The sequence below is a fragment of the Vibrio sp. RM-69-4 genome (genome assembly GCF_024743775.1).
GTDB classification, from domain to species: Bacteria; Pseudomonadota; Gammaproteobacteria; order Enterobacterales; family Vibrionaceae; genus Vibrio; species Vibrio anguillarum.
The window spans coordinates 70,941-90,460 of sequence record NZ_JAMQXI010000094.1 but is presented as its reverse complement, the minus strand read 5'-3'; the positions used below and the strand labels follow the sequence as shown (position 1 = coordinate 90,460).

The 19,520-nt window shown below is 44.1% G+C and carries 17 protein-coding genes; 6 read left to right on the top strand and 11 right to left on the bottom strand.

Translation table 11 applies throughout. The annotated features are described in order from the left end of the window. Positions 1–285: 285 nt before the first annotated feature. Complete coding sequence (locus tag NB504_RS18220) at positions 286–795, bottom strand: cytochrome b/b6 domain-containing protein (protein ID WP_106439595.1); 510 nt, start codon at positions 793–795, stop codon at positions 286–288. A gap of 273 nt (positions 796–1,068) precedes the next feature. On the opposite strand from NB504_RS18220, the gene NB504_RS18215 reads away from it, so the two are divergent. After that, positions 1,069–3,024, top strand: a complete 1,956-nt coding sequence (locus tag NB504_RS18215; RefSeq protein WP_038220420.1) for an LTA synthase family protein — start codon at positions 1,069–1,071, stop codon at positions 3,022–3,024. 110 nt (positions 3,025–3,134) lie between these two features. After that, a complete protein-coding gene (locus NB504_RS18210) occupies positions 3,135–3,350 on the top strand; it encodes a DUF3820 family protein (protein WP_026028221.1) in 216 nt (71 codons plus the stop codon). A 17-nt stretch (positions 3,351–3,367) separates the two neighbouring features. Here NB504_RS18210 and NB504_RS18205 read toward each other — a convergent pair whose 3' ends face one another. Further along, positions 3,368–3,712 (bottom strand): YajD family HNH nuclease, encoded by a 345-nt coding sequence (locus NB504_RS18205; RefSeq protein ID WP_010318547.1) that lies wholly within the window; start codon positions 3,710–3,712, stop codon positions 3,368–3,370. Positions 3,713–3,831: 119 nt separating this feature from the next. Continuing rightward, positions 3,832–4,314, bottom strand: coding sequence for a murein L,D-transpeptidase family protein (locus NB504_RS18200; protein ID WP_258429568.1), 483 nt, complete (start codon positions 4,312–4,314; stop codon positions 3,832–3,834). A gap of 290 nt (positions 4,315–4,604) precedes the next feature. Here NB504_RS18200 and NB504_RS18195 point away from each other — a divergent pair, with 290 nt between their 5' ends. After that, positions 4,605–6,752: a GGDEF domain-containing protein gene (locus NB504_RS18195; RefSeq protein ID WP_258429567.1), complete on the top strand. Its 2,148-nt coding sequence runs from the start codon at positions 4,605–4,607 to the stop codon at positions 6,750–6,752. Positions 6,753–6,799: 47 nt separating this feature from the next. On the opposite strand, the gene NB504_RS18190 is transcribed toward NB504_RS18195, so the two are convergent. The 7 genes from NB504_RS18190 to NB504_RS18160 all read right to left on the bottom strand — a co-directional run bounded on the left by NB504_RS18190 (position 6,800) and on the right by NB504_RS18160 (position 14,551). Beyond that, positions 6,800–7,516, bottom strand: a complete 717-nt coding sequence (locus tag NB504_RS18190) for an SIMPL domain-containing protein (protein ID WP_258429566.1) — start codon at positions 7,514–7,516, stop codon at positions 6,800–6,802. Positions 7,517–7,634: 118 nt separating this feature from the next. Further along, positions 7,635–9,287 (bottom strand): BatD family protein, encoded by a 1,653-nt coding sequence (locus tag NB504_RS18185; protein WP_309303458.1) that lies wholly within the window; start codon positions 9,285–9,287, stop codon positions 7,635–7,637. Next, positions 9,281–11,212, bottom strand: coding sequence for a VWA domain-containing protein (locus NB504_RS18180; protein WP_258429564.1), 1,932 nt, complete (start codon positions 11,210–11,212; stop codon positions 9,281–9,283). The genes NB504_RS18185 and NB504_RS18180 overlap by 7 nt, the downstream gene beginning before the upstream one ends. Next, a complete protein-coding gene (locus tag NB504_RS18175) occupies positions 11,205–12,173 on the bottom strand; it encodes a VWA domain-containing protein (protein WP_258429563.1) in 969 nt (322 codons plus the stop codon). Before NB504_RS18175 ends, NB504_RS18180 begins: the two co-directional genes overlap by 8 nt. Positions 12,174–12,180: 7 nt before the next feature. After that, a complete protein-coding gene (locus tag NB504_RS18170) occupies positions 12,181–12,651 on the bottom strand; it encodes a DUF4381 domain-containing protein (RefSeq protein ID WP_258429562.1) in 471 nt (156 codons plus the stop codon). Continuing rightward, on the bottom strand, positions 12,648–13,574 hold the full coding sequence (locus NB504_RS18165) for a DUF58 domain-containing protein (RefSeq protein WP_017048975.1): 927 nt from the start codon (positions 13,572–13,574) through the stop codon (positions 12,648–12,650). The genes NB504_RS18170 and NB504_RS18165 overlap by 4 nt, the downstream gene beginning before the upstream one ends. Before the next feature lie 20 nt (positions 13,575–13,594). Then, positions 13,595–14,551 carry a MoxR family ATPase gene (locus NB504_RS18160; protein ID WP_064626305.1) on the bottom strand — a complete coding sequence of 319 codons (957 nt, stop codon included), beginning with the start codon at positions 14,549–14,551 and terminating at the stop codon, positions 13,595–13,597. 282 nt (positions 14,552–14,833) lie between these two features. On the opposite strand from NB504_RS18160, the gene NB504_RS18155 reads away from it, so the two are divergent. After that, complete coding sequence (locus tag NB504_RS18155; protein ID WP_258429561.1) at positions 14,834–16,750, top strand: methyl-accepting chemotaxis protein; 1,917 nt, start codon at positions 14,834–14,836, stop codon at positions 16,748–16,750. Between the two features lie 58 nt (positions 16,751–16,808). Continuing rightward, positions 16,809–17,009: a restriction endonuclease subunit S gene (locus NB504_RS18150; protein ID WP_013867995.1), complete on the top strand. Its 201-nt coding sequence runs from the start codon at positions 16,809–16,811 to the stop codon at positions 17,007–17,009. A 120-nt stretch (positions 17,010–17,129) separates the two neighbouring features. Here NB504_RS18150 and NB504_RS18145 read toward each other — a convergent pair whose 3' ends face one another. Next, entirely contained in the window at positions 17,130–17,810 is a 681-nt protein-coding gene (locus NB504_RS18145; RefSeq protein ID WP_258429560.1) for a DsbA family oxidoreductase, read from the bottom strand. 272 nt (positions 17,811–18,082) lie between these two features. On the opposite strand from NB504_RS18145, the gene NB504_RS18140 reads away from it, so the two are divergent. Then, a complete protein-coding gene (locus tag NB504_RS18140; RefSeq protein ID WP_258429559.1) occupies positions 18,083–19,444 on the top strand; it encodes an alpha-amylase family protein in 1,362 nt (453 codons plus the stop codon). Positions 19,445–19,520 lie beyond the last annotated feature (76 nt).

Below are 19,520 nucleotides of genomic sequence, written 5' to 3'. Positions count from 1 at the left end.
TCTTATTAAAAAGTGCTATCGGATGTAGCATACTGTATCTATCTATTATTTTTCTATATGAAAATTCATTGCCATGTCACTTTTTTGAAATAATACAAAGTTGATGTTATCCCTATTAACAAAAATCGCCATAGTAATGATTAAAATTTAGACGGCCTCTTCAGTCATGAATACTAATTAAAAGTTAAATAGAGCATTAAATACGGATCTTTTTGTAAAGACACCCCTGTTACTTAGTCGATTAAACCTGATGAACCTAAGCACTCAGGTTCAATGAACATATTTCTATTTTTTATGTAACAGCATATTTTTTAAATAATTGTGGTCAGTCCAGTGGCTCATTATCACAATGGCGGCTATATGGCTTATCGTTGCCAGCATCGTTAGATTTGCGAACGCTCCATGCAATTCGCTGAGCCAGTCATTTGCCGATAACATGTCCAGTTGTGTTGCCCAGCCGCTAAGTCCTGTTAGGAGGAGGCCAGACCACAAAATCCAGACCATCACAGCTCCAGCTGGGTTGTGCCCTTCATGGTGATCTTCTTTTGTTTCTATCACTTGCTTTATGTGAATAAACGCATTGTGTATTGAAGGTTTAAAGGCAGACAAGCGAGCAGGGGAATGGATAATAAGACCCCAAATGAGACGAAGGCATATCGTGATCATCAGTAGATAGCCAATCCATTGGTGTGTTTTACTACCTTCTTCTGTTATGAGGTAGTTGGTTAAGAAAGATCCCGCCACAATCCAATGTGTCAAGCGAACAAATAGATCCCATTTGTAAGTTTTAGGCATTTTAGCGTTCCTCTATTTTGTTTATATTATCAAGATTGAAATGGATTTCTGTCGTTTAATTAATCTAAATAAATCCCGCCATTCTTAATTCTGTCAGTGTTCGATAAAGGAATTTGCCATATTAATCTTAAGAAAAACTTAAGACATTTAACGCATGAAGATAAAATAGGCGATAGTTTTTCGTTTTACAAAATGAAATGGAACTTATTTCTTTTATCAATGCCTTAACGTATTATCTAATCATTCATTTAATCTTAATAGTTGTTGAAATTTATGCTCAATAAAATCAAACCCTACTTAGGGCCTCTCTATCCGATTGCTGCCGTATTCGTGGTGGGGCTAGTTATCTTTTTTGTCTCTCGTTTAGGACTGGCTATCTGGCATTTTGAACGGGTGAGTGATGCTGGTGGATGGCTCACCATTTTCTTAAGTGGTCTGCGAGTTGATATTGTTTCTCTTTGTTATTTGCTTATTTTACCAGCGTTGTTATCTAGCCTACTGTCTGGCGATCATGCTGTCGGTCGGGTTTGGCATTGGTTTTTACGTGTGTGGATTACCGGCGGTTTGTGGCTGATTGTTTACATGGAAGCAGCAACACCGCCGTTTATTATCGAGTACGATCTGCGACCTAATCGAATTTTTATCGAATATCTCATTTATCCCAAAGAAGTTTTCAGTATGCTTTGGAGTGGCTATAAATTTGAACTTTTCCTTGGTGCCGTAGTTTCCACGTTCACACTTTTTGTCGGTTGGAAATGGAGCAAGCAGCTTGTTTCGAACTTAAGCTTTCCTAAATGGTATTGGCGTCCGCTGATTGCTATTTTTGTTGTGGCTATTGGTATTTTGGGGGCGCGTTCTTCACTGGGACACCGTCCATTAAATCCGGCGATGGTGGCTTTTTCTAGTGACCCTTTGGTGAATGATTTAACGTTAAACTCCTCATTTTCAGCGATTTTTGCTGCCAAACAGATGAAGTCTGAAGCGAGTGCTTTCGAGTTTTACCCGAAAATGGATAAGCAGGAGATCGTCCAAGAAATTCGTGCATCCATGAATGTCGACAATAAAGACTTTGTCTCTGCACAACAACCTAGCATGGCAATGCACCAAGCGACCTATCAAGGCCAGCCTAAAAATATCGTAATCCTTCTGCTTGAAAGTCACGGTGCACGTTATGTTAGCCGCCTTGGTGGTATCGATGCGTCACCCAATATCGATAAACTGATTGATGAGGGGTGGGCATTCACCCGTTTGTACGCAACGGGAACGCGTTCTGTTCGTGGTATTGAAGCGGTGACCACTGGGTTTTCTCCGACTCCTGCACGTTCAGTGGTCAAATTAGGTAAAAGCCAAACGAATTTCTTTTCAATTGCTGATTTATTAAAGTCTCGAAATTACCACACACAATTTATTTACGGTGGTGAAAGCCACTTTGACAATATGAAGAGTTTCTTCTTGGGTAACGGTTTTGTCGATATGCAAGACTTCCCAACTTTTGAGTCGCCTAAATATGTTGGTTCATGGGGCGCGTCAGATGAAGATCTCTACAATAAGGCAGATCAGCAATTTACGAAGATGAGTCGTGAAGGTAAACCCTTCTTTAGCTTAGTTTTTAGCTCATCGAACCACAGCCCATTTGAATACCCTGATAACGTGATTGAACCGTATAATGAGCCAAAACAAACGGTGGAAAATGCGGTGAAATATGCAGACTATGCGCTTGGACAGTTCATTGAAAAAGCGAAAAAGTCACCATATTGGGATAACACGGTGTTTGTTGCTGTGGCAGATCATGATGCTAGAACACAGGGTAATCAGCCTGTACCAGTCGATTACTTTCGAATTCCAGCGGTGATTTTTGGTGGCGGCATTGAACACCGCATTGACGATCGTCTAGTTAGTCAAATTGACCTTGCACCCACACTGCTTTCTTTGGCCGGTATCAGTAGCCAAAACCCAATGATTGGGTTCGATTTAACTCATGATGTTCCTGCTGAGAAGCAGCGAGTAATGATGCAACGAGATAAAAACTATGGCTATATGACAGCAGACAACCAACTGGTTGTTATTCGGCCTGAGCAAGGTATTTCTACTTATCAATATGATTTTAAATCAGATACCCTGACAGAAAAAGAGTTGGATCCAGAAGTGGTTAAACGTGCTCATGCCAATGCTATGTGGGGAAGCTTAGCGTTTAAAGAAAACTACTATACCGCATCTGATTCATATTGATTATATTTTTATCCACCTACAGCGTTATGCGATAAATCAGTACCCAAAAGTGGCTGAGAAACATAAACTGGTTGGACTTAAACAAGTTTAGCCAGTTTGTGAGACGCAAAATGTTAGAAAAAGAGAACCTGATTAAACTTGCGCGTATGCCAATGCCGTTTGGTAAGTATGCAGGGCGAGCGCTTATCGACTTACCAGAAGAGTATTTGCTGTGGTTTGATAAGAAGGGCTTCCCTGAAGGGGAGCTCGGGCGTTTGCTGCAACTTTGCTTAGCGTTGAAAATTGAAGGATTGGATAGCGTGGTTAAGCCACTAAAGCGTATGTGATCTAGTGGCTAACCGCGTTATTTTTTCATCAGTTTGGCGAGATCGGCAAAGGGGTTATAGGTCGCGCTTTGATGATCGTCTAATCTCGCAACAGGCTCAGCGCCAAATCGGTCGTGGTCTGAATATTTAGAGTGCTCATGATCGTGACAATAGAGGCATAAAAGTTCCCAGTTACTGCCATCTTCAGGGTTATTTGTGTGATCGTGATCTTTGTGGTGCACAGTTAATTCCCGTAAATTTGAATAAACAAATTCACGCGCGCAATTGCCACACACCCAAGGGTAAAGTTTAAGTGCTTTTTCTCGGTAACCGCTCTCTTTACGAGCATAATTGGCACTTGAACCATAAAAATCTGACGACATGTTAATTCCAACCATTGATTAAAAATACTTTTTCGATATTAAAAACCAAAAATCTGCGCTAATCAAAGTTTGTGTGATTTATTTTAATGCACTCCCTCACACCTTAGCGTAAGTCACTTTTACCACTCAATCTCAATCGGCGTGCCTTCTTTGACTAGGCTCAAAAATTCATCCATTTCTGAGTTAGTCAGTGCAATACACCCATTAGTCCAATCAAAACTTTGCACATATTCTGGTCGTTGCTTGTCGCCATTTTTTAGACCATGGATTTTTATATCACCACCGGGATTGATGCTTAAGCGCTGTGCATGCACTTTATCTTGATGATTCGGGTAACCGATATGAATCGAACGATAATAGCCAGAATCATTACTGATAGCTTCAAGATAGTATCGACCTTCTGGGGTGCGTTGATCGCCTTCTTGCTGTTTATGTCCTTTGGGTTCTTTACCCAAGGCAATTCGATACTCTTGAATGATCTGCTGTCCCGAGATTAAGTACATGCGACGTTTAGATTTATCCACTTTGACCAGATCAATCTCAGCCGCTGCGCTGTTGAGTGAAAAACATAGAAACAAAAGTAGCCTAAAGTATCGGGTCATAAGCGAGTGTCAGTACTGATAAGGTGGCAAAAAGAGAGACATTATGCAGCGGAAGAATGAACGTGGCTAGTTGTCAATGGTGTCTTGTAAATAAGACAATGCTAAAAATAATAGGGTTAACCATGTAATAAATGGAAACAGAATCTCAAAAATGTAGGTTAACTCTAGGATGTAAAAACATAGAGTGCAAATTTGCGGCCGACTTAACAGTGACTTTCTTAAGAGTTTGATTGCACATGATCTTTTGTCTAATTTTGCAATGAAAATTATTACAATGTCAGGCCGCTCATATGTTTTCTCGTACTTTACTCAAACAGATTTCTTCTGCTCGCAGCCACCGTATGCTCGCGGAAGCAACGTTTGATTTTCTTCAAAGTTTCATTTCTCCAAAATCAATGCGGATCTTTCATGCACCAACATTAAACAAGCGCCATGAGTCATTATTTGAGTACAACTTACCGACTGCTCTGCAAAATTATCCAAATACCTTTTGGAATTGGGCCGCACAATTTGACACCTCTGATGGTCTAATTCCACTAGCGATCAACACCTGCAATTGGGACTACCGTAGTGTGATGGGCGGTGAGTCTTATCTTTTTATGTTAGATAACCACCCTGATTTAAGAACCTATTTGCTGCTTGAGGCAATTGATAACGTCAACATTCATGCGAAAACAGAATCCGGAGAGCTCGATTGTATACAACTGATTGCGGCTCGTTGGCAATGTCTTCGCGCGGAATCAGAAGCGGCAAAGGAGTTTAAAAATAGAGATATCCGCGAAGCAAAGTATTTGGATGAAATTAAACAGCGCGAAATGTTCATTGATAATATGAAGCTGGTTCATCAATTAGCGATTGAACTGGCTAACCCAGACAATTTAGATGCGCTGCACAGAGCGGCCGTTGATGTAACGAAAACACGCTTAGGATTTGATCGAGCCGCTTTTTTAGTTCTTGATATGAAAAAACGTTGTTTTAGCGGAACTTATGGTACGGATGAAAGCGGAAAAACGGTGAGCGAACACCATACCCAATACGATTTGCACCAGCTAGAAGAAAGTTATTTAAGCGGTCTTTCTGATGATACTAAAAGTTTGGTGCTGATCGACGATGCCCCTCTATACACGGCGGGCAATGTGGTAGGACAAGGGTGGAATGGGATGTTAATCCTACGTGATGGTAATGAAACCATTGGTTGGATCGCGATTGATAACTACATTAATCGACAGCCCATTACTGAATACCAAAAGCAGATGTTGGAATCTTTTGGTTCATTGCTTGCGCAAATTTATATTCGCAAGCGTCAGGAGCAAAATGTTCGCATGTTGCATGCGAGCATGGTTGAACTGTCACGTTGTATGACGGTGAGTGACGTGTGCAAATCGGCGGTCAGTTTTGCGATTAACCGCATGGGCATTGATCGGATGGCAGTTTTTTTGACCGATAAACACTGCTCGTACATTCAAGGAACGTGGGGAACCGATATCCAAGGCAACATTGTGGATGAATCGTATTTTCGTTCTGGGACCACCAATAATATGATTGTTGATATGGCCAAAGCCAACCCCAATGAGGTGGTGTTTGAAGAGTCAGTCCCTATTTATCATGACAGCAACATTGTTGGTTTTGGCTGGACAGCCATGACCATGCTTACCAACAATGGCGAACCTATTGCTTTTATTGCTGCGGACAATTTGATCCGCCGCTCACCACTGACCTCACAACTGCGAGAAGTGATCCGCATGTTCGCCTCTAATTTAACCGAAGTATTGATGCGCACCAGTGCTCAGCAGGCGATCAGTGAACTGAATGAGAATTTAGAAATTGAGGTGCGTAACCGTACCTATGAGTTACAAAAAGTGAACGACAAACTGGACTTAATGGCCAAAATGGATCCATTAACTCGCCTTGGAAATCGTCGGATGTTAGCTCATTTATTGGAACGCATCGGTTCGAGAGTACAAAATGAGACCGTAAGTTATGGTTTAATTTTGCTTGATATTGATCACTTTGGTTTATTTAATAATTACTACGGTCACTTGGAAGGGGATATTGCTTTGATTCGCATTGGCCATATTCTCAACCAACATGCTCAGGCAGAGAATGAACTCTTTTGCCGAATTGGTGGTGAAGAATTTATATTGTTGGTGGCCAACCGCGATGCAGCAGAAGTGAAAGCGTTGGCTGAAAGCATACGCTTTAGTATTGAACGAGAGCAGATTGAACATAGTGAGAACCCTGATGGTGACTGCTTAAGTGTCTCGATTGGTTACACTATTGCCCAGTACCTTCCCAGTGAACTTAAGTTTGAGGAGATGTACAGCAAAGCAGATAAGGCACTTTACCAAGCAAAAGATAATGGTAGAAACCAAGTCGTTGGTTACTCTGAGCAAAAACACCATACTCGAAGTGATAAAGTCGCCGCGCCAAATTCATAGTGTTGGCGCGGCGAGTCATGGCAAGGATAATGAGAACAGCAGATTATTCAGTCTGAGAGGTAATATTCAACCGTTGAAACGACGCGTACTTTTTTGATGTAAGGAGTATTGTTATCACGATCCACAATACTAAATTGTCCCTGTGAAGCGCGTTTAATCTTGCCAAGTGAGCTTTGCGAATCTTTGGCAAATTTCTCTGCGACTTCTCTTGCTTGTTTGGTCGCTTCTTCAATCATGTCGGGTTTGATTTCATTCAGTCCAGAGAATGAATAATCAACGCGGTTGTTGTAAGGATCTTGATTAAAAACGATGCCTTGTTTTCCTAAATTGCCGAGCTTATTAATGGCCTCGCGCACTAGGTCAACTTGATTGCTGTACACCGTAATGGTTTGGTTCGCTAAATAACGAAACTCGACTAAATTTTCTCCGCCATACTGCTGTGCTTTTTTGTCGATCACCGCTGGCGATGATAGCGAGACACTTTTTTCATCAATGCCTTGTTGAGCTAAAAATGCGGTCACCAGTTGGCTCTGCTTTTCAATCGTGTTGAACATGGTGGGTAAATCATTATCGGCCACACTAAATTGGATCGGCCAAACAACTGTGTCGGCGGGATATTCTCGCTCTGATAATCCTTTAACGGTCACCACGCGCTCATACTCTTTATATTTCACAGCCGTTTGCTGCACAAAGTAACCGAGGGTTGTGAGCCCGAGTATTAAACTCAAACCGATGATCAATGAAGCGCTACTTTTTATTTGCATGCCTTGTTTTCCTTTTGTTGGCAACAGTCCCAAAATGACTTGAAGTCACAGCGGCTAGTCGTTTGGATATAACAACACACCTTAGATTTGAGATTGTGATTTCGACAGCCATTTTCGGTTAGAGTTTTGCCAGAGATTCTAACTTTTTATTCTGGCGCTTAGTTTGCTTTTTTTGAATGGCATCAATCATAGAGATTAACGCTGAGCCATCCCAATCACTTTTCTGAGGTGCGTACAAAGTTTTAAGTTGCTGGTTGACTTGTGCATCTAGTGCGGTTTTCTCTTCATCACTTAATACGACTGAATCGCGCCAGAGGGTGAAGTAATAGCTGATTTTGGCACCATCTTGGCTTTGTACAGCTTCTTTTAACTGTTGATATTGGTGGCCTTCAAGCGGTTGATGATGAGCGTTGGTTTCCTGTGTTGCTGTTTGTGGCGCGTTACGAAATGACCAAGCGACTACCATAGTCGCCATCCATAACAGTGCAAAAAATGCGGTAAAGTAGGGCCAGTATCCTGCATCTTTAACGGTGACGGTTTGTACTGTTGGTGGTGTCAGCACAGAGGTGGATGGGTTGAGTAATTCACCTGGCGAAACCTCTAGCTTTAATCCTTTGGCTTGCGCGCTTTGCTGAGATTCGTTTTTGGTGTCCCACCAACTGACGGTGAGATCCGCTAGCTCAACCTTACCGACGGTTTTGGGGATGAGTACTTGTTTTAGCGTCATTTGCACATCGCCATTATCTAAGCTTTTAAACTGAGGCTTTTCAGCATAGAGCCGAATTGAGTCTGGATATTGCACTGAGAGGTTAGGCAACTGCGTCTGCGTAAGGCCTTTCACTGTCAGAATCCATTCACGAGTCAACGATTCACCCACTTTGGTTTTAAAGCTCTCGGCGGTGATGATCTGCCCTGTGGCATCTCGCCACGTTTGGTTGAGTGTTAGTTTTGGTGTAGGTAGCCAAGTGCCTTGATAGCTATCTGGTTTCGGCAGTACGGTCAGCGAAAAGGTTTTGGCCGGAATATCGACTTGCAGCAAGCGGGTGCTGCCCGTTTGGTTGTTACCATAGATGAGGCCAGCTTTAAACGCAGGGCCGGATAACGTGAAAGTTCCTGCCTCTTGGGCCGTGACTCTAAATTTTTGGTCTACAACAGTGACTTCAACCCCATCCAATAAGCTTTGGTATTGGTTAGCTTCTCCCTCGGTCGTCAGTTCTAATCCTTGTACAGCGGGTGGCGTAATTTGTGGATTTTGCAGCCTTCTTGGATCAGCTTTGATGATTAGGCGAGCATTGAGAAAAGTGCTTTCACTCGGGTAGAGTTTGCTACGTTCTAGATCAGCTTGTATTTCAACAAGGTCAGATTGCTTGGGCGCTTCACCATCAGCGATAACTTGAATCGCGATCGGTTGAGTAGTTGCCCCATTGACGCTAAAACTAGGAATGGTCAGTATGCCGAGTTTGTTGGCTGCCAACGATACATTCCATTCACTGCGCGTGCTGCGATCGCCATTGATGATGTTCACCGAAGTACCAAAACTTGGGCGGCCAAGAAAAAAATCGCCTTCTAACACCTTAAAGTCGATCGCATCGGTCGATACTTTTTCATCGGCAACAATTCGTAATTGGAATACTTCATTTTTCGCGACCTTATTTTTACTGACGCTGGCGTAAAGTGCAGCCGCGTTAGCGGCCGAGCTCAGTAGAGCAACAGAAACTAGGCTGATAATCGCAGCCCAAAATGAACGCTTGATCGATTTCATACTTACCACTTCTTGCTGTTGTTTTGTGGAGGTTGTGCTTGGTCTTCTTGCCGTTGTCTTGCTTGTAGCAACAATTGTGCTTTGAGTAAGCCACTAGGATCTCGTGCACTTTCGACTTGTTCTAGCTTGCGAAGTTGCGGGTCAACAGTTTGGCTATCGCTTTGCTGTTGCGATTGCTTCTGTGTTTGCTGCTCAGAGGCTTCTTTGTCACTGACCTCATCTTCGTTGTTCATTGATCCATTTGTTTGAGTCGCTTCAGTCGGCTGTTGAGAGGCAGGCGATTCATCCGCCGTGTTGACCTTGGAGCGCTCACTTTGCTCATTTTTACTTTGTGCCGATTGAGGCGAAGACTGAGAGCCGTCGTTCTGCGGTGAGCCATCGCTTTGGTCGTCAGATTTATCTTCTGTTTGTTCGCCATCTTGTTGTTGTGCATCGTTTTTATTCTGCGCATTATTTTTATTTTCCGACCGATTTTGATCTTGATTTGGATCGGAAGGCTCACCAGACTGTTGCTGTTGCTGTTGCTGTTGCTGTTGCTGTTGCTGTTGCTGTTGCTGTTGCTGTTGCTGTTGCTGTTGCTGTTGCTGCGCTTTTTTTACGATTTCCAAATTATGCTGAGCATCTTTATGGTTTGGGTCGCGTTTTAACACCTCTTCATACAAGGTTTGGGCCTTTTCCAATTCTCCATTTTGCGCGTAGGCGTTGGCCAAGTTGTATTGCACTCGCACATTGTCTTGCACTCGCACATTGTCTTGTGGCAGTTGAGAGAGGGTCTCCACCGCTGCCTGATATTCTCCAGCCTGATATTGAGCGATGCCTTTCCACTCTAAGTCTGTAAATTGTTCACTGGCCGCTTGATACTCCTTTGCATCAAACGCTTTTTTGGCTTGTTGATTGCTATTTAGCCAAGGAGAAGCCTGTACACTATTGCTGTGTAGTGTAGGGATGAAGAGCAGTAATAAAGAAAAAATGACGCCACGGCGAAACAAAAGCAAACACGGGATAATGAGGAGCAGCACTAACCAATAGCCATTGTTAACGCGCTCTTTCACCATTTGTTGACTCTTGGTTGTACTGTGTGGTTGTTCGTTTTGGTCTAGCTTAGCGATCATTGCAACATCGCTATTGTCTAAGCTGATTGGCGTAAATAATCCATTTATATTCTGCGCGAGCGACTGCATATTGGCAAAGTTGGTCTTGGCCACCACGGTCTGCCCTTGTGCATTTTTCAGTAAGCTGCCATCGCTGAGCGTAATAGGCGCGCCCGCTTGTGTACCAATGCCTAAGATCACTAATTTCCAACGCGTATTGGTAAGCTGTGTTTCAATCTGAGCTTGCTCTTGTGAGTCGATGTCATCGGTCAATAACACAATGTCACCTTGTGCAAGGCCGGCATTTTTCATCATGTCGATGGCTAATTGAACCGCGCGAGCCGCATCTGCGCCGGGGTAGGGCATAATATCGGGCGATAGATTGGGCACTAAGTTGCTTAGGGTTGCGGTGTCGGTGGTTAATGGGCTAACGGTATAGGCATCACCAGCATAGGCGACAAGCCCTGTACTACCTTCTTGCCATTGTGTGAGTAAGTCGAGCGCTTTATAACGCGCTTGCGTTAAGCGGTTGGGTTTTATATCAGTAGCGTACATCGATAGTGACATGTCCATCACTAATACGCGCGCGTTACTATTGCTGTAACTGGGGCGTGTTTGAGATTCAAAACTCGGACCAGCTAGCGCCAGTACTGCGAGCAGCCAACTGATGCTGATGATCACAATGGTCGCGTTATGCTTTTTATCGCTCAAACCCATCGCCTTAGCCAGATGAGGTGCTATCAAAGAGTGTCGTTTGGCACGCAGAGTGAACCAGCCCAGCAGTAGTGCTAAGGGGGATAGTGCGGTTAACCACCAAGGTGTAAGAAAAACAAACTCAGACATGATTTCTCCTTAGTAGCGCTAAGAGTACAGAAAGCGCGAGCGCTATCGCCAACGGATAACCAAACCATTCGCTTTGTGGACGCCAAGTTTGGCTTGCTTGGCTTATGGGTTCTAATTGATTAATGGTGTCGTATATTTTGGCCAGATCTTGGCTATTTCGTGCGCGAAAATATTGGCCACCAGTCATGGTCGCTATTTGTGTTAACGTCTTCTCATCTAAATCTTCCGCGGTATTGATTTTTCGAGTCATAAAAAACTCTTTGACCATCATTTCGCCAGCGCCAACACCGACTGTGTAAATGGTGGCATTGTATTTTTGGGCAATTTTCGCAGCTTCGATTGGGTCGAGCACGCCAGCGGTATTGCTGCCATCGCTGAGTAAAATCATCACCCGCTGTGGGGCATCACTATCGATAAACGTTTTGGTCGCAAGCCCAATCCCTTCACCAATGGCGGTTTGGGTGCCGATCAGCTTAAGGACGGCTTGATTAAGCTGCTGGCGAATGGTGTTTTTATCCAGAGTCAGAGGCGTTTGTAGATAGGCGTGATCGGCAAATAAGACTAACCCAAGGCGATCACCTTCGCGCTTGTCAATAAAATCAGAGAGCACATTTTTAACGGCGCTCAAACGATCAATGTACTGATCGCCAAGCAGCATATCTTCTTGGCTCATGGAGTAAGAGAGGTCAACCACCAGCATCAGATCTCGGTGTTTGGGCTGAGCAATAACCGGGTCGCCAAACCACACTGGACGGGCTGCGGCGATCAATACTAAGCACCAAATAACGCTCGCAATGATTTTAGCGATGATCTGGTTTGGTACTTGACGCTGATTATCTTTAGGAAGGTAGGGCAGGTGAATCGCTGCCCTTTCTTTTGCTGGTGGTAAGAATTGATAAACGACCAGCGGGAGTGGCAGCAGACATAGCATCCACCACCACAATAACTCTATATTTGCCAAAGCCTAGCTATCTCCGTTTTTTAGGCGGCAAAGCATCATTAACCCATTGATAGCAGTGATTAATCAGCTCTTGACTGTTTTCTGTTTTCTGCTTTTGGTATAACGCTTGCTGCCACAATGTTTCATTGGGAACAAAAAGAGGGTAAGAAATTTGTGAATCTAAAAAGGTGTACCACTCTTTGCCGGTAAGATGTGCGATTTCCATTCGAGGGTAGTAACAAAGCGCGGCTTGACGAAGTAGCTCAATCGCTGAAGAAGGAGTTAAATGCCCAAATTGGGGGTTGAGTAAACGCAGCGCCGTTTTTTTCGGGGCTAAGCGTTTACGACGCCAACGAATGACGAACACCAGAATCAGCAGACAGAGCAGTATGCCCGCCGCGCTTGCCCACCATCCCCAAGCCAAGGGAAACCAAGAGGGTAGCTCAGGCAGTTGCATCGCGCTTAAATCTAAAAGTGTAGCTATTGATGATTCCTTCATTCTTTATATCCGGATAGTTGTTGCAACAAAGGTTTCTCACTAGAGAGTGAGGTATAAGAAATTGCCATAGTTTGACTCAATGATTTTAGTTTTTCTTTTTGAGATTCAAAGGCTTTTTTTAACCCTAAGCGCGTACTATTTTTCGAAAAGTTGAGCCAGCTCGTCTGTTGGTCATCGGTTACGCGTTCTACACCGCGAAATTGGGTCTCTCCTTGCTCTAATGGATCGTAAATGTGCACAATTTTTACACGATTATGTCGCTGCAATTGGTTGAGTATTGGTTGTAATGTGGCATTGAAATGGACGAAGTCACTGATCAAAATCACTTCACTGCCTTTAGGACACAAACGATTCAACGCAGTTAGGCCGCGCTGCATGCTGTGTGATTTCGTTTTATCAAGCTCCAGCAGCTGTTGGTTTTGTAGTGTCACCAACTGTTGCAACAGCTGTAATGGCCCTTTTTGGCGGCTAGTCGGTTTTAACTCAACCAGTGTCGAACCAGTATCAATCACCGCGCCCACTCGGTCCTTATTGGCAATGCTTAACCAACTGAGCAAGCTTGCCATGTGCGCCGCTTGCACTGATTTGAGCATTAACTGCGATCCAAACTGCATAGAGCGGCTCAGATCAACGTAAAGAATGACGGGTTTTTCTCGTTCTTCACTGAACAGTTTGGTATGAGGCTTTCCCGTACGCGCAGTAACGCGCCAGTCGATGGTCCGAATATCATCTCCTGCTTGGTATTGCCTGACCTCAGCAAAGTCCATTCCTCGGCCGAGTTGCTTGCTCTGATGCTGCCCCAATACTTGCGCCCATAAACTTTTAGCAGGTGGCAGCCAGCGAATAGCGTGCTGTTTGTAAGGCAACAGTTCAGCCAATGAAAGTGTGACACCCGTACTAAACGGTGGAAGTGACTCTTGCATAGTAAACCTTAGTCTTAGTGCTAAGCACTACCAACCAGTGACAGTAAGTGAGTGATAACTTGGTTGGGATGTACGCCCTCAGCCTGTGCTTGGTAGCTCAATAATAGACGGTGGCGCAAAACCGGAAATACCATCGCTTGAACATCTTCAGGGCTGACAAAATCACGCCCACTGAGCCATGCATGAGCGCGAGCGCATCGATCAAGCGCGATGGTTGCTCGCGGGCTGACGCCCATCTCTAGCCATTGTGCTAACGTGGCATCGTAGTCTGCGGGTTTACGCGTTGCCATGATCAGGCGAATAATATATTGCTCAATAGGTTCGGCCATGTGAATGTTCAGCACTGCTTGCCGAGCACTGAAAATATCGCTTTGGCTTAGTGTTGGCGGAGAGACTTTCTCAATTCCCTGCGCTTCCCCGCGGTTCAAACGTAAAATGGCGAGTTCATTTTCAGCGTCTGGATAATCAACATTTAAATGCAATAAAAAACGATCCAACTGCGCTTCGGGTAGAGGATAAGTACCCTCTTGCTCGATAGGGTTTTGGGTAGCCATCACTAAAAAAAGTTCAGGTAACGGGTAGGTTTTTCGACCTGCCGTGATCTGTTTTTCGGCCATCGCCTCGAGCATCGCAGCTTGTACTTTGGCTGGAGCGCGGTTGATTTCATCAGCCAATACTAATGAGTTAAAAATCGGGCCCGCTTGAAAGGTAAACTCACCTGTTTCAGGGCGGAAGATATCTGTACCGGTTAAATCGGCGGGGAGCAGATCAGGCGTAAATTGGATTCGATGAAAATCACCTTCTATGCAATCGGCGAGTGATTTCACGGCACGGGTTTTTGCAAGGCCAGGAGGCCCCTCGACCAAAATGTGCCCATCAGCAAGAAGTGCAACTAATAACTGTTTAACCAAACCTGTCTGGCCTATGACTTGCTGATTTAAATAGTGTTGTAGCGATTGAAATGCGTGCGATGGCATTGAATGGGTCTCCTGTTGTTTTGCTGAATTAGTAATTTATTGATTCGAAAAGTTCCATGAAAAGTGTGATGCATCAACTGATTGGCGAATTATTATCCATTTGGCGAAACGAAAGAATGTTTGGTCACCATACTCGACTATGCTTAGGAACAACCATTGTTGGCCATGATCACATTCTACGTGAAGATAAATCGATTCTATCGATAAATTTCTCAAGAGAGAGGGTTTGTTGCCGATACAAAAGAGTTATTCATGACAAGCCAATAATAAAGAGCGCAAATAATGTTCAAACTTAATTCGATGAGTATTAAGCAAAAGGTTGTATTAGGAATTACGTTCGCGGTACTCGCTTCGACGGTTATCGTTGGTGTAATGGCGCAGCGTCAAGCACGAGAGGTACTGGAGCACCGATTAATTGATATCGAACTTCCCTCGTTACTTGATCAAATCAGTAGCCAGATAGATCGAGAAGTATCGCAATTGCTCTTTTCTGCTGAGCAACTAGCCAATAATGAATTCATCAAGCAAGCCGTTCAGACGACCGATATTAATGCTGACGCTGAGGCGATGCTGATTAAGCAGCTCAATAATGTACGCGATCAATATTCGTTAAATGATGCTTCTGTGGCTAACCGAAAAACGGCGTATTACTGGAACCAAAATGGTTTTCTGCGTCAGCTTAATCAACAGCAAGATGGCTGGTTTTTTGGTTTTACGCAATCGGGACAAAAGACCATGGTCAGTATGTTCCAAGAGGCAAGTGGCGAAGTGAAAATGTTTGCCAACTATCAAAATGTCAGTGGCGATACGATGTCTGGTTTGTCGAAATCAATGGATGACATGGTGAGCCTGCTCAATGGATTTAAAATCGAGGACACAGGTTTTGTCTTTTTGACCAACTCGAAAGGGGAAGTGCAAATCCATCGCCAAAAAGAGAAAGCTAAAGCCTCATTAACACAATTGTACGGCTCAAACGCAAACCAACTATTGAATAAAAGCCGCTTCAACCTGATTTCGACAACCTATCAAAACCAAGATGTTTTTGTCGCTAGTGTCTACGTGAAATCGATGGACTGGTTTGTGATTGGTTCAGTACCTGTGTCGGAAGTCTTCGCCGAATTAAATGCTGTTGCGCAAAAAATGTTGTTCACAACCTTAGCTGTGGCGGGTTTGTTTATTTTGATGGGCCTTTTTCTCGCGAATAGTATTGCCAACCCAATTAAACAGATTGCACAACGCTTTACCGATTTAGGGAAAGGCGATGGTGATTTATCGCAACGGATTGAGGTATTGGGCCGCGATGAAATCGCTCAATTATCAGCGGGCTTCAACGGTTTTATTGAGAAGATTCATCAATCGATGAAAGAAGTCGCTTCTACCAGCCATGCATTGCAGTCGGCGGCGGGTCGGGTGTCGGAAAAATCGACGCGAACTCATGACAATAGCCAAGAACAGCGTGACCAAACTATACAAGTGGTGGCGGCGATTAATCAAATGGGGGCCACTATCAGTGAAATTGCTTCTAACGCGGCGACGGCAGCTGAAACAGCAAATCACGCGGCTGATAACACTGAAGTAGGACGTGAAGTGGTAAGCAAAGCCAAAGATGCCATCAGTCGTTTAGCAGCGGATATCGAAAATACGGGTAAAGTGGTGGAGCAGCTAGCATCGACCACTCAAGATATTGGCTCTATTTTAGGTGTTATCCGTGGTATTTCTGAACAAACCAACTTGCTGGCATTAAACGCTGCAATTGAAGCGGCGAGAGCTGGAGAGCAAGGTCGAGGTTTTGCTGTGGTGGCAGACGAAGTACGCAATTTGGCCAGCCGCACGGCCTCTTCAACGGAAGAAATTCAAAAGATGATCAATCAATTACAAAACGATGTAAAAGATGCGGTCTCGGCGATGTCTTCTGGTAAGGCTGTTACACAGGAAGGGGTTGACGCTTCCGATGAAGCGGTGAACGTTTTAGTGAATATTTCAAACAGGATCCACGATATTTCCGATCGCAACACTCAGGTTGCCACGGCGACTGAAGAGCAATCAACGGTGGTGCACACAATCAATCAAAATATTGAAGAGATCAACGCCATCAATGAAGTGACCACCAGCACCGCAGAAGAGTTGGCAGAAGCGAGCCAAGAGTTGCGTGATCTGTCTGGCCGTTTAGATAAAATGGTGGGTAGCTTTAAGCTCTAGAATCATGAGGGGGAAATCGGTACACTTCCCCCATTACGTTTATGTTTAGGTAAGTAAAATGAGTGATTTCGAAAAAGAGTTAGCACAATTGTCGCAACAGGTGGCGGGTGAACCTGAAGTGAAACTGCCTTCGTTGGAAGAGCAAAAAGCGATTGTGGCTGAGCTTAAGCAGCTAGAAGCGGAAGGCAAGCTGACGCCAGAAGTGCTGGAAAAGCATTTTGGACAATTCTTTACAGAAACGGATACCCCCGTCCATTAATTCAAACCCACTTTATTTAATTTAGAGCACACAAGTTTATTTAGAGTACACAATAGTATTTAGAGTACACAATAGTATTTTAGGGCACACAGTAGTGGTGCCCTTTTTTATCAGAAAACGTTATTGAGTCATAGGAAGCTGTTGCGCGATATCTTCGAGTGCCTGTTGAAGGATCTCTGTCGTTTGCGCGCCTGAGATAAGATGGCGTTGCTCAATGATCAAGGCTGGCACAGCTTGAATTCCTGCCTCTAACCACTGTTGCTCTGTGACAGAAACGGTTTTCGCCCACGACTCATCAGTTAAAACTGCGCGGCAGATTTCTCTGTCTAAACCAAGGCTCTGTACTAGGTCGAGCAAGACATCATCGTCATCTAAGGCTTGTCCGAAAGTGAAATAAGCACGAAATAGTGCCATTTCCAGCTCTAATTGTTTTCCTTGGCTATTCGCCCACATTAATAATTGATGCGCTTTACGGGTATTATAAATACGCATGTCGTCACTGAAGTTGAATTGAAAGCCGACTTCTTGCCCTAGGGCGCTGAGGGTTTGGCGTGCTTGTAAACTTGCTTCTATCGACGTGCCATATTTTTTGGCTAAATGTTGCTGTAGGTGTTCACCACCTACAGGCATAGCAGGGTTGAGTTCAAAAGGGTGCCAATGGATGTCTGCATCGATGGTATCGCTGAGAGCCAGCAGCGCTTGCTCTAACCGCTTATAGCCAATGATGCACCAAGGGCAGACAACATCTGACACGATATCAATGCGTAGTTTTTTCATTTTCTTCCCTACCGCGATTGGCAATTCACTGACCTTAATTATAGCGAGATTATCAGCATAAACTGTGACTTGTTGTGTAGCCCTTTGGAAAGCTAGGCGCTTTTTTATCGCTCTACGCCTTTTCTCTCATACAAACAATATTGCAATAAGGCTGATGGAATTGCTGAAACGCTCTCTATACTCTAAAAACGTTAAATGCAGAGAATTAAACTGCGCTTTGAGAAACAAGTGACGTATTGTGAGGTTTCGCCTCTTTCAACTTGTGAGTTAACCATGATGAACAGGGACATTGACGTATGACAAATGTTCAACCAACCGATGTGATTTTGCATGCTTTTGATTGGCCGTATCGTTTAGTCGCTGAGCGTGCAGAGCAAATTTTCCAACTGGGTTATAAAACGGTGTTGATTTCACCGCCGATGAAATCGTTCAAAACCGCTCAAGGTACAAAATGGTGGCAACGTTACCAGCCGCAAGATTATCGCATCATTGATAATCAACTGGGCAATACCCATGATTTTAAACAAATGGTTGAAACCTTAACCGCATTAGGCTTGCGAATTTATGCCGATGTGGTGTTCAACCATATGGCCAACGAATCCAAATTACGTTTGGATTTACAATACCCGAGCGCACAAGACTTAGCTTCCTACCAGAATAAAAGCGATGAGTACCAAGCGCTGCGCCTCTTTGGTGATCTGACCCAGCCACTCTTTGATAAAGATGACTTTGTGGAAGCGTTTGGTATAAAAGATTGGAAGGATCGTTGGCAAGTGCAAAATGGCCGCATTACTGGAGGGGCGCATGATCCGGGCCTACCCACGTTGCGTGATAATGAACATGTGGTTGTGCAACAACAGGCTTATTTAAGGGCATTGAAAGCGTTAGGAGTCAAAGGATTTCGAATTGATGCTGCTAAGCATATGTCTATTGAGCATTTGAAGAAAGTATGGGCCGATGACATTACGCAAGGCATGCATATTTTTGGCGAGATCATTACTGATGGCGGTGCAACCAAAGAAGAGTACCAACTTTTTCTCGAGCCTTATCTGCAAGAAACCAAGTTGGGTGCTTATGATTTCCCACTATTTCAAACGGTATACGATGCGTTACAAACAAAAGGTAGCCTGAAATGGCTGATTGACCCTTATTGTTTTGGTCAGGCGCTTTCCAACAACCGAGCGATTACGTTCACCATTACGCATGATATCCCCAACAACGCTGTGTTTGCCGACCTCGTCATGGATGAAGCCTTAGAAAATATCGCCTACAGCTACATTCTTGGTCGCGATGGGGGAGTGCCATTAATTTACACTGATTTGAACACCAGTGGCATTTTGAACCATGCTGGTCTTCCGCGCTGGCAAGAGGCATGGTGTTCGCCACAAATGGCGGCGTGTATTGCTTTTCATAATAAAATGCATGCGTTGCCAATGAAAACGCTAGAAGCGAGTGATGACTTGTTAGTGTTCAGCCGCGGTAAGGAAGGGATAGTGGTTTTGAACAAATCTCAACGCAGTCAGCGCGTTGAAATTGATTGGGCAAATCCAATGGTAGAATTGTTTACGAAGCAGCAGTATCAACCCAATAACCAAAAGATTGTCATGGATATCGCCGCTCGTTCTAGCGCGATGCTTTGTCGGCTATCAAATGTCTGATGGTGAATAAAACGGTGAGTCGTTAGAAAAGTAAAGGCGCGTAATCGGCGCCTTTACTGGTCTACCCAGTTGCTGC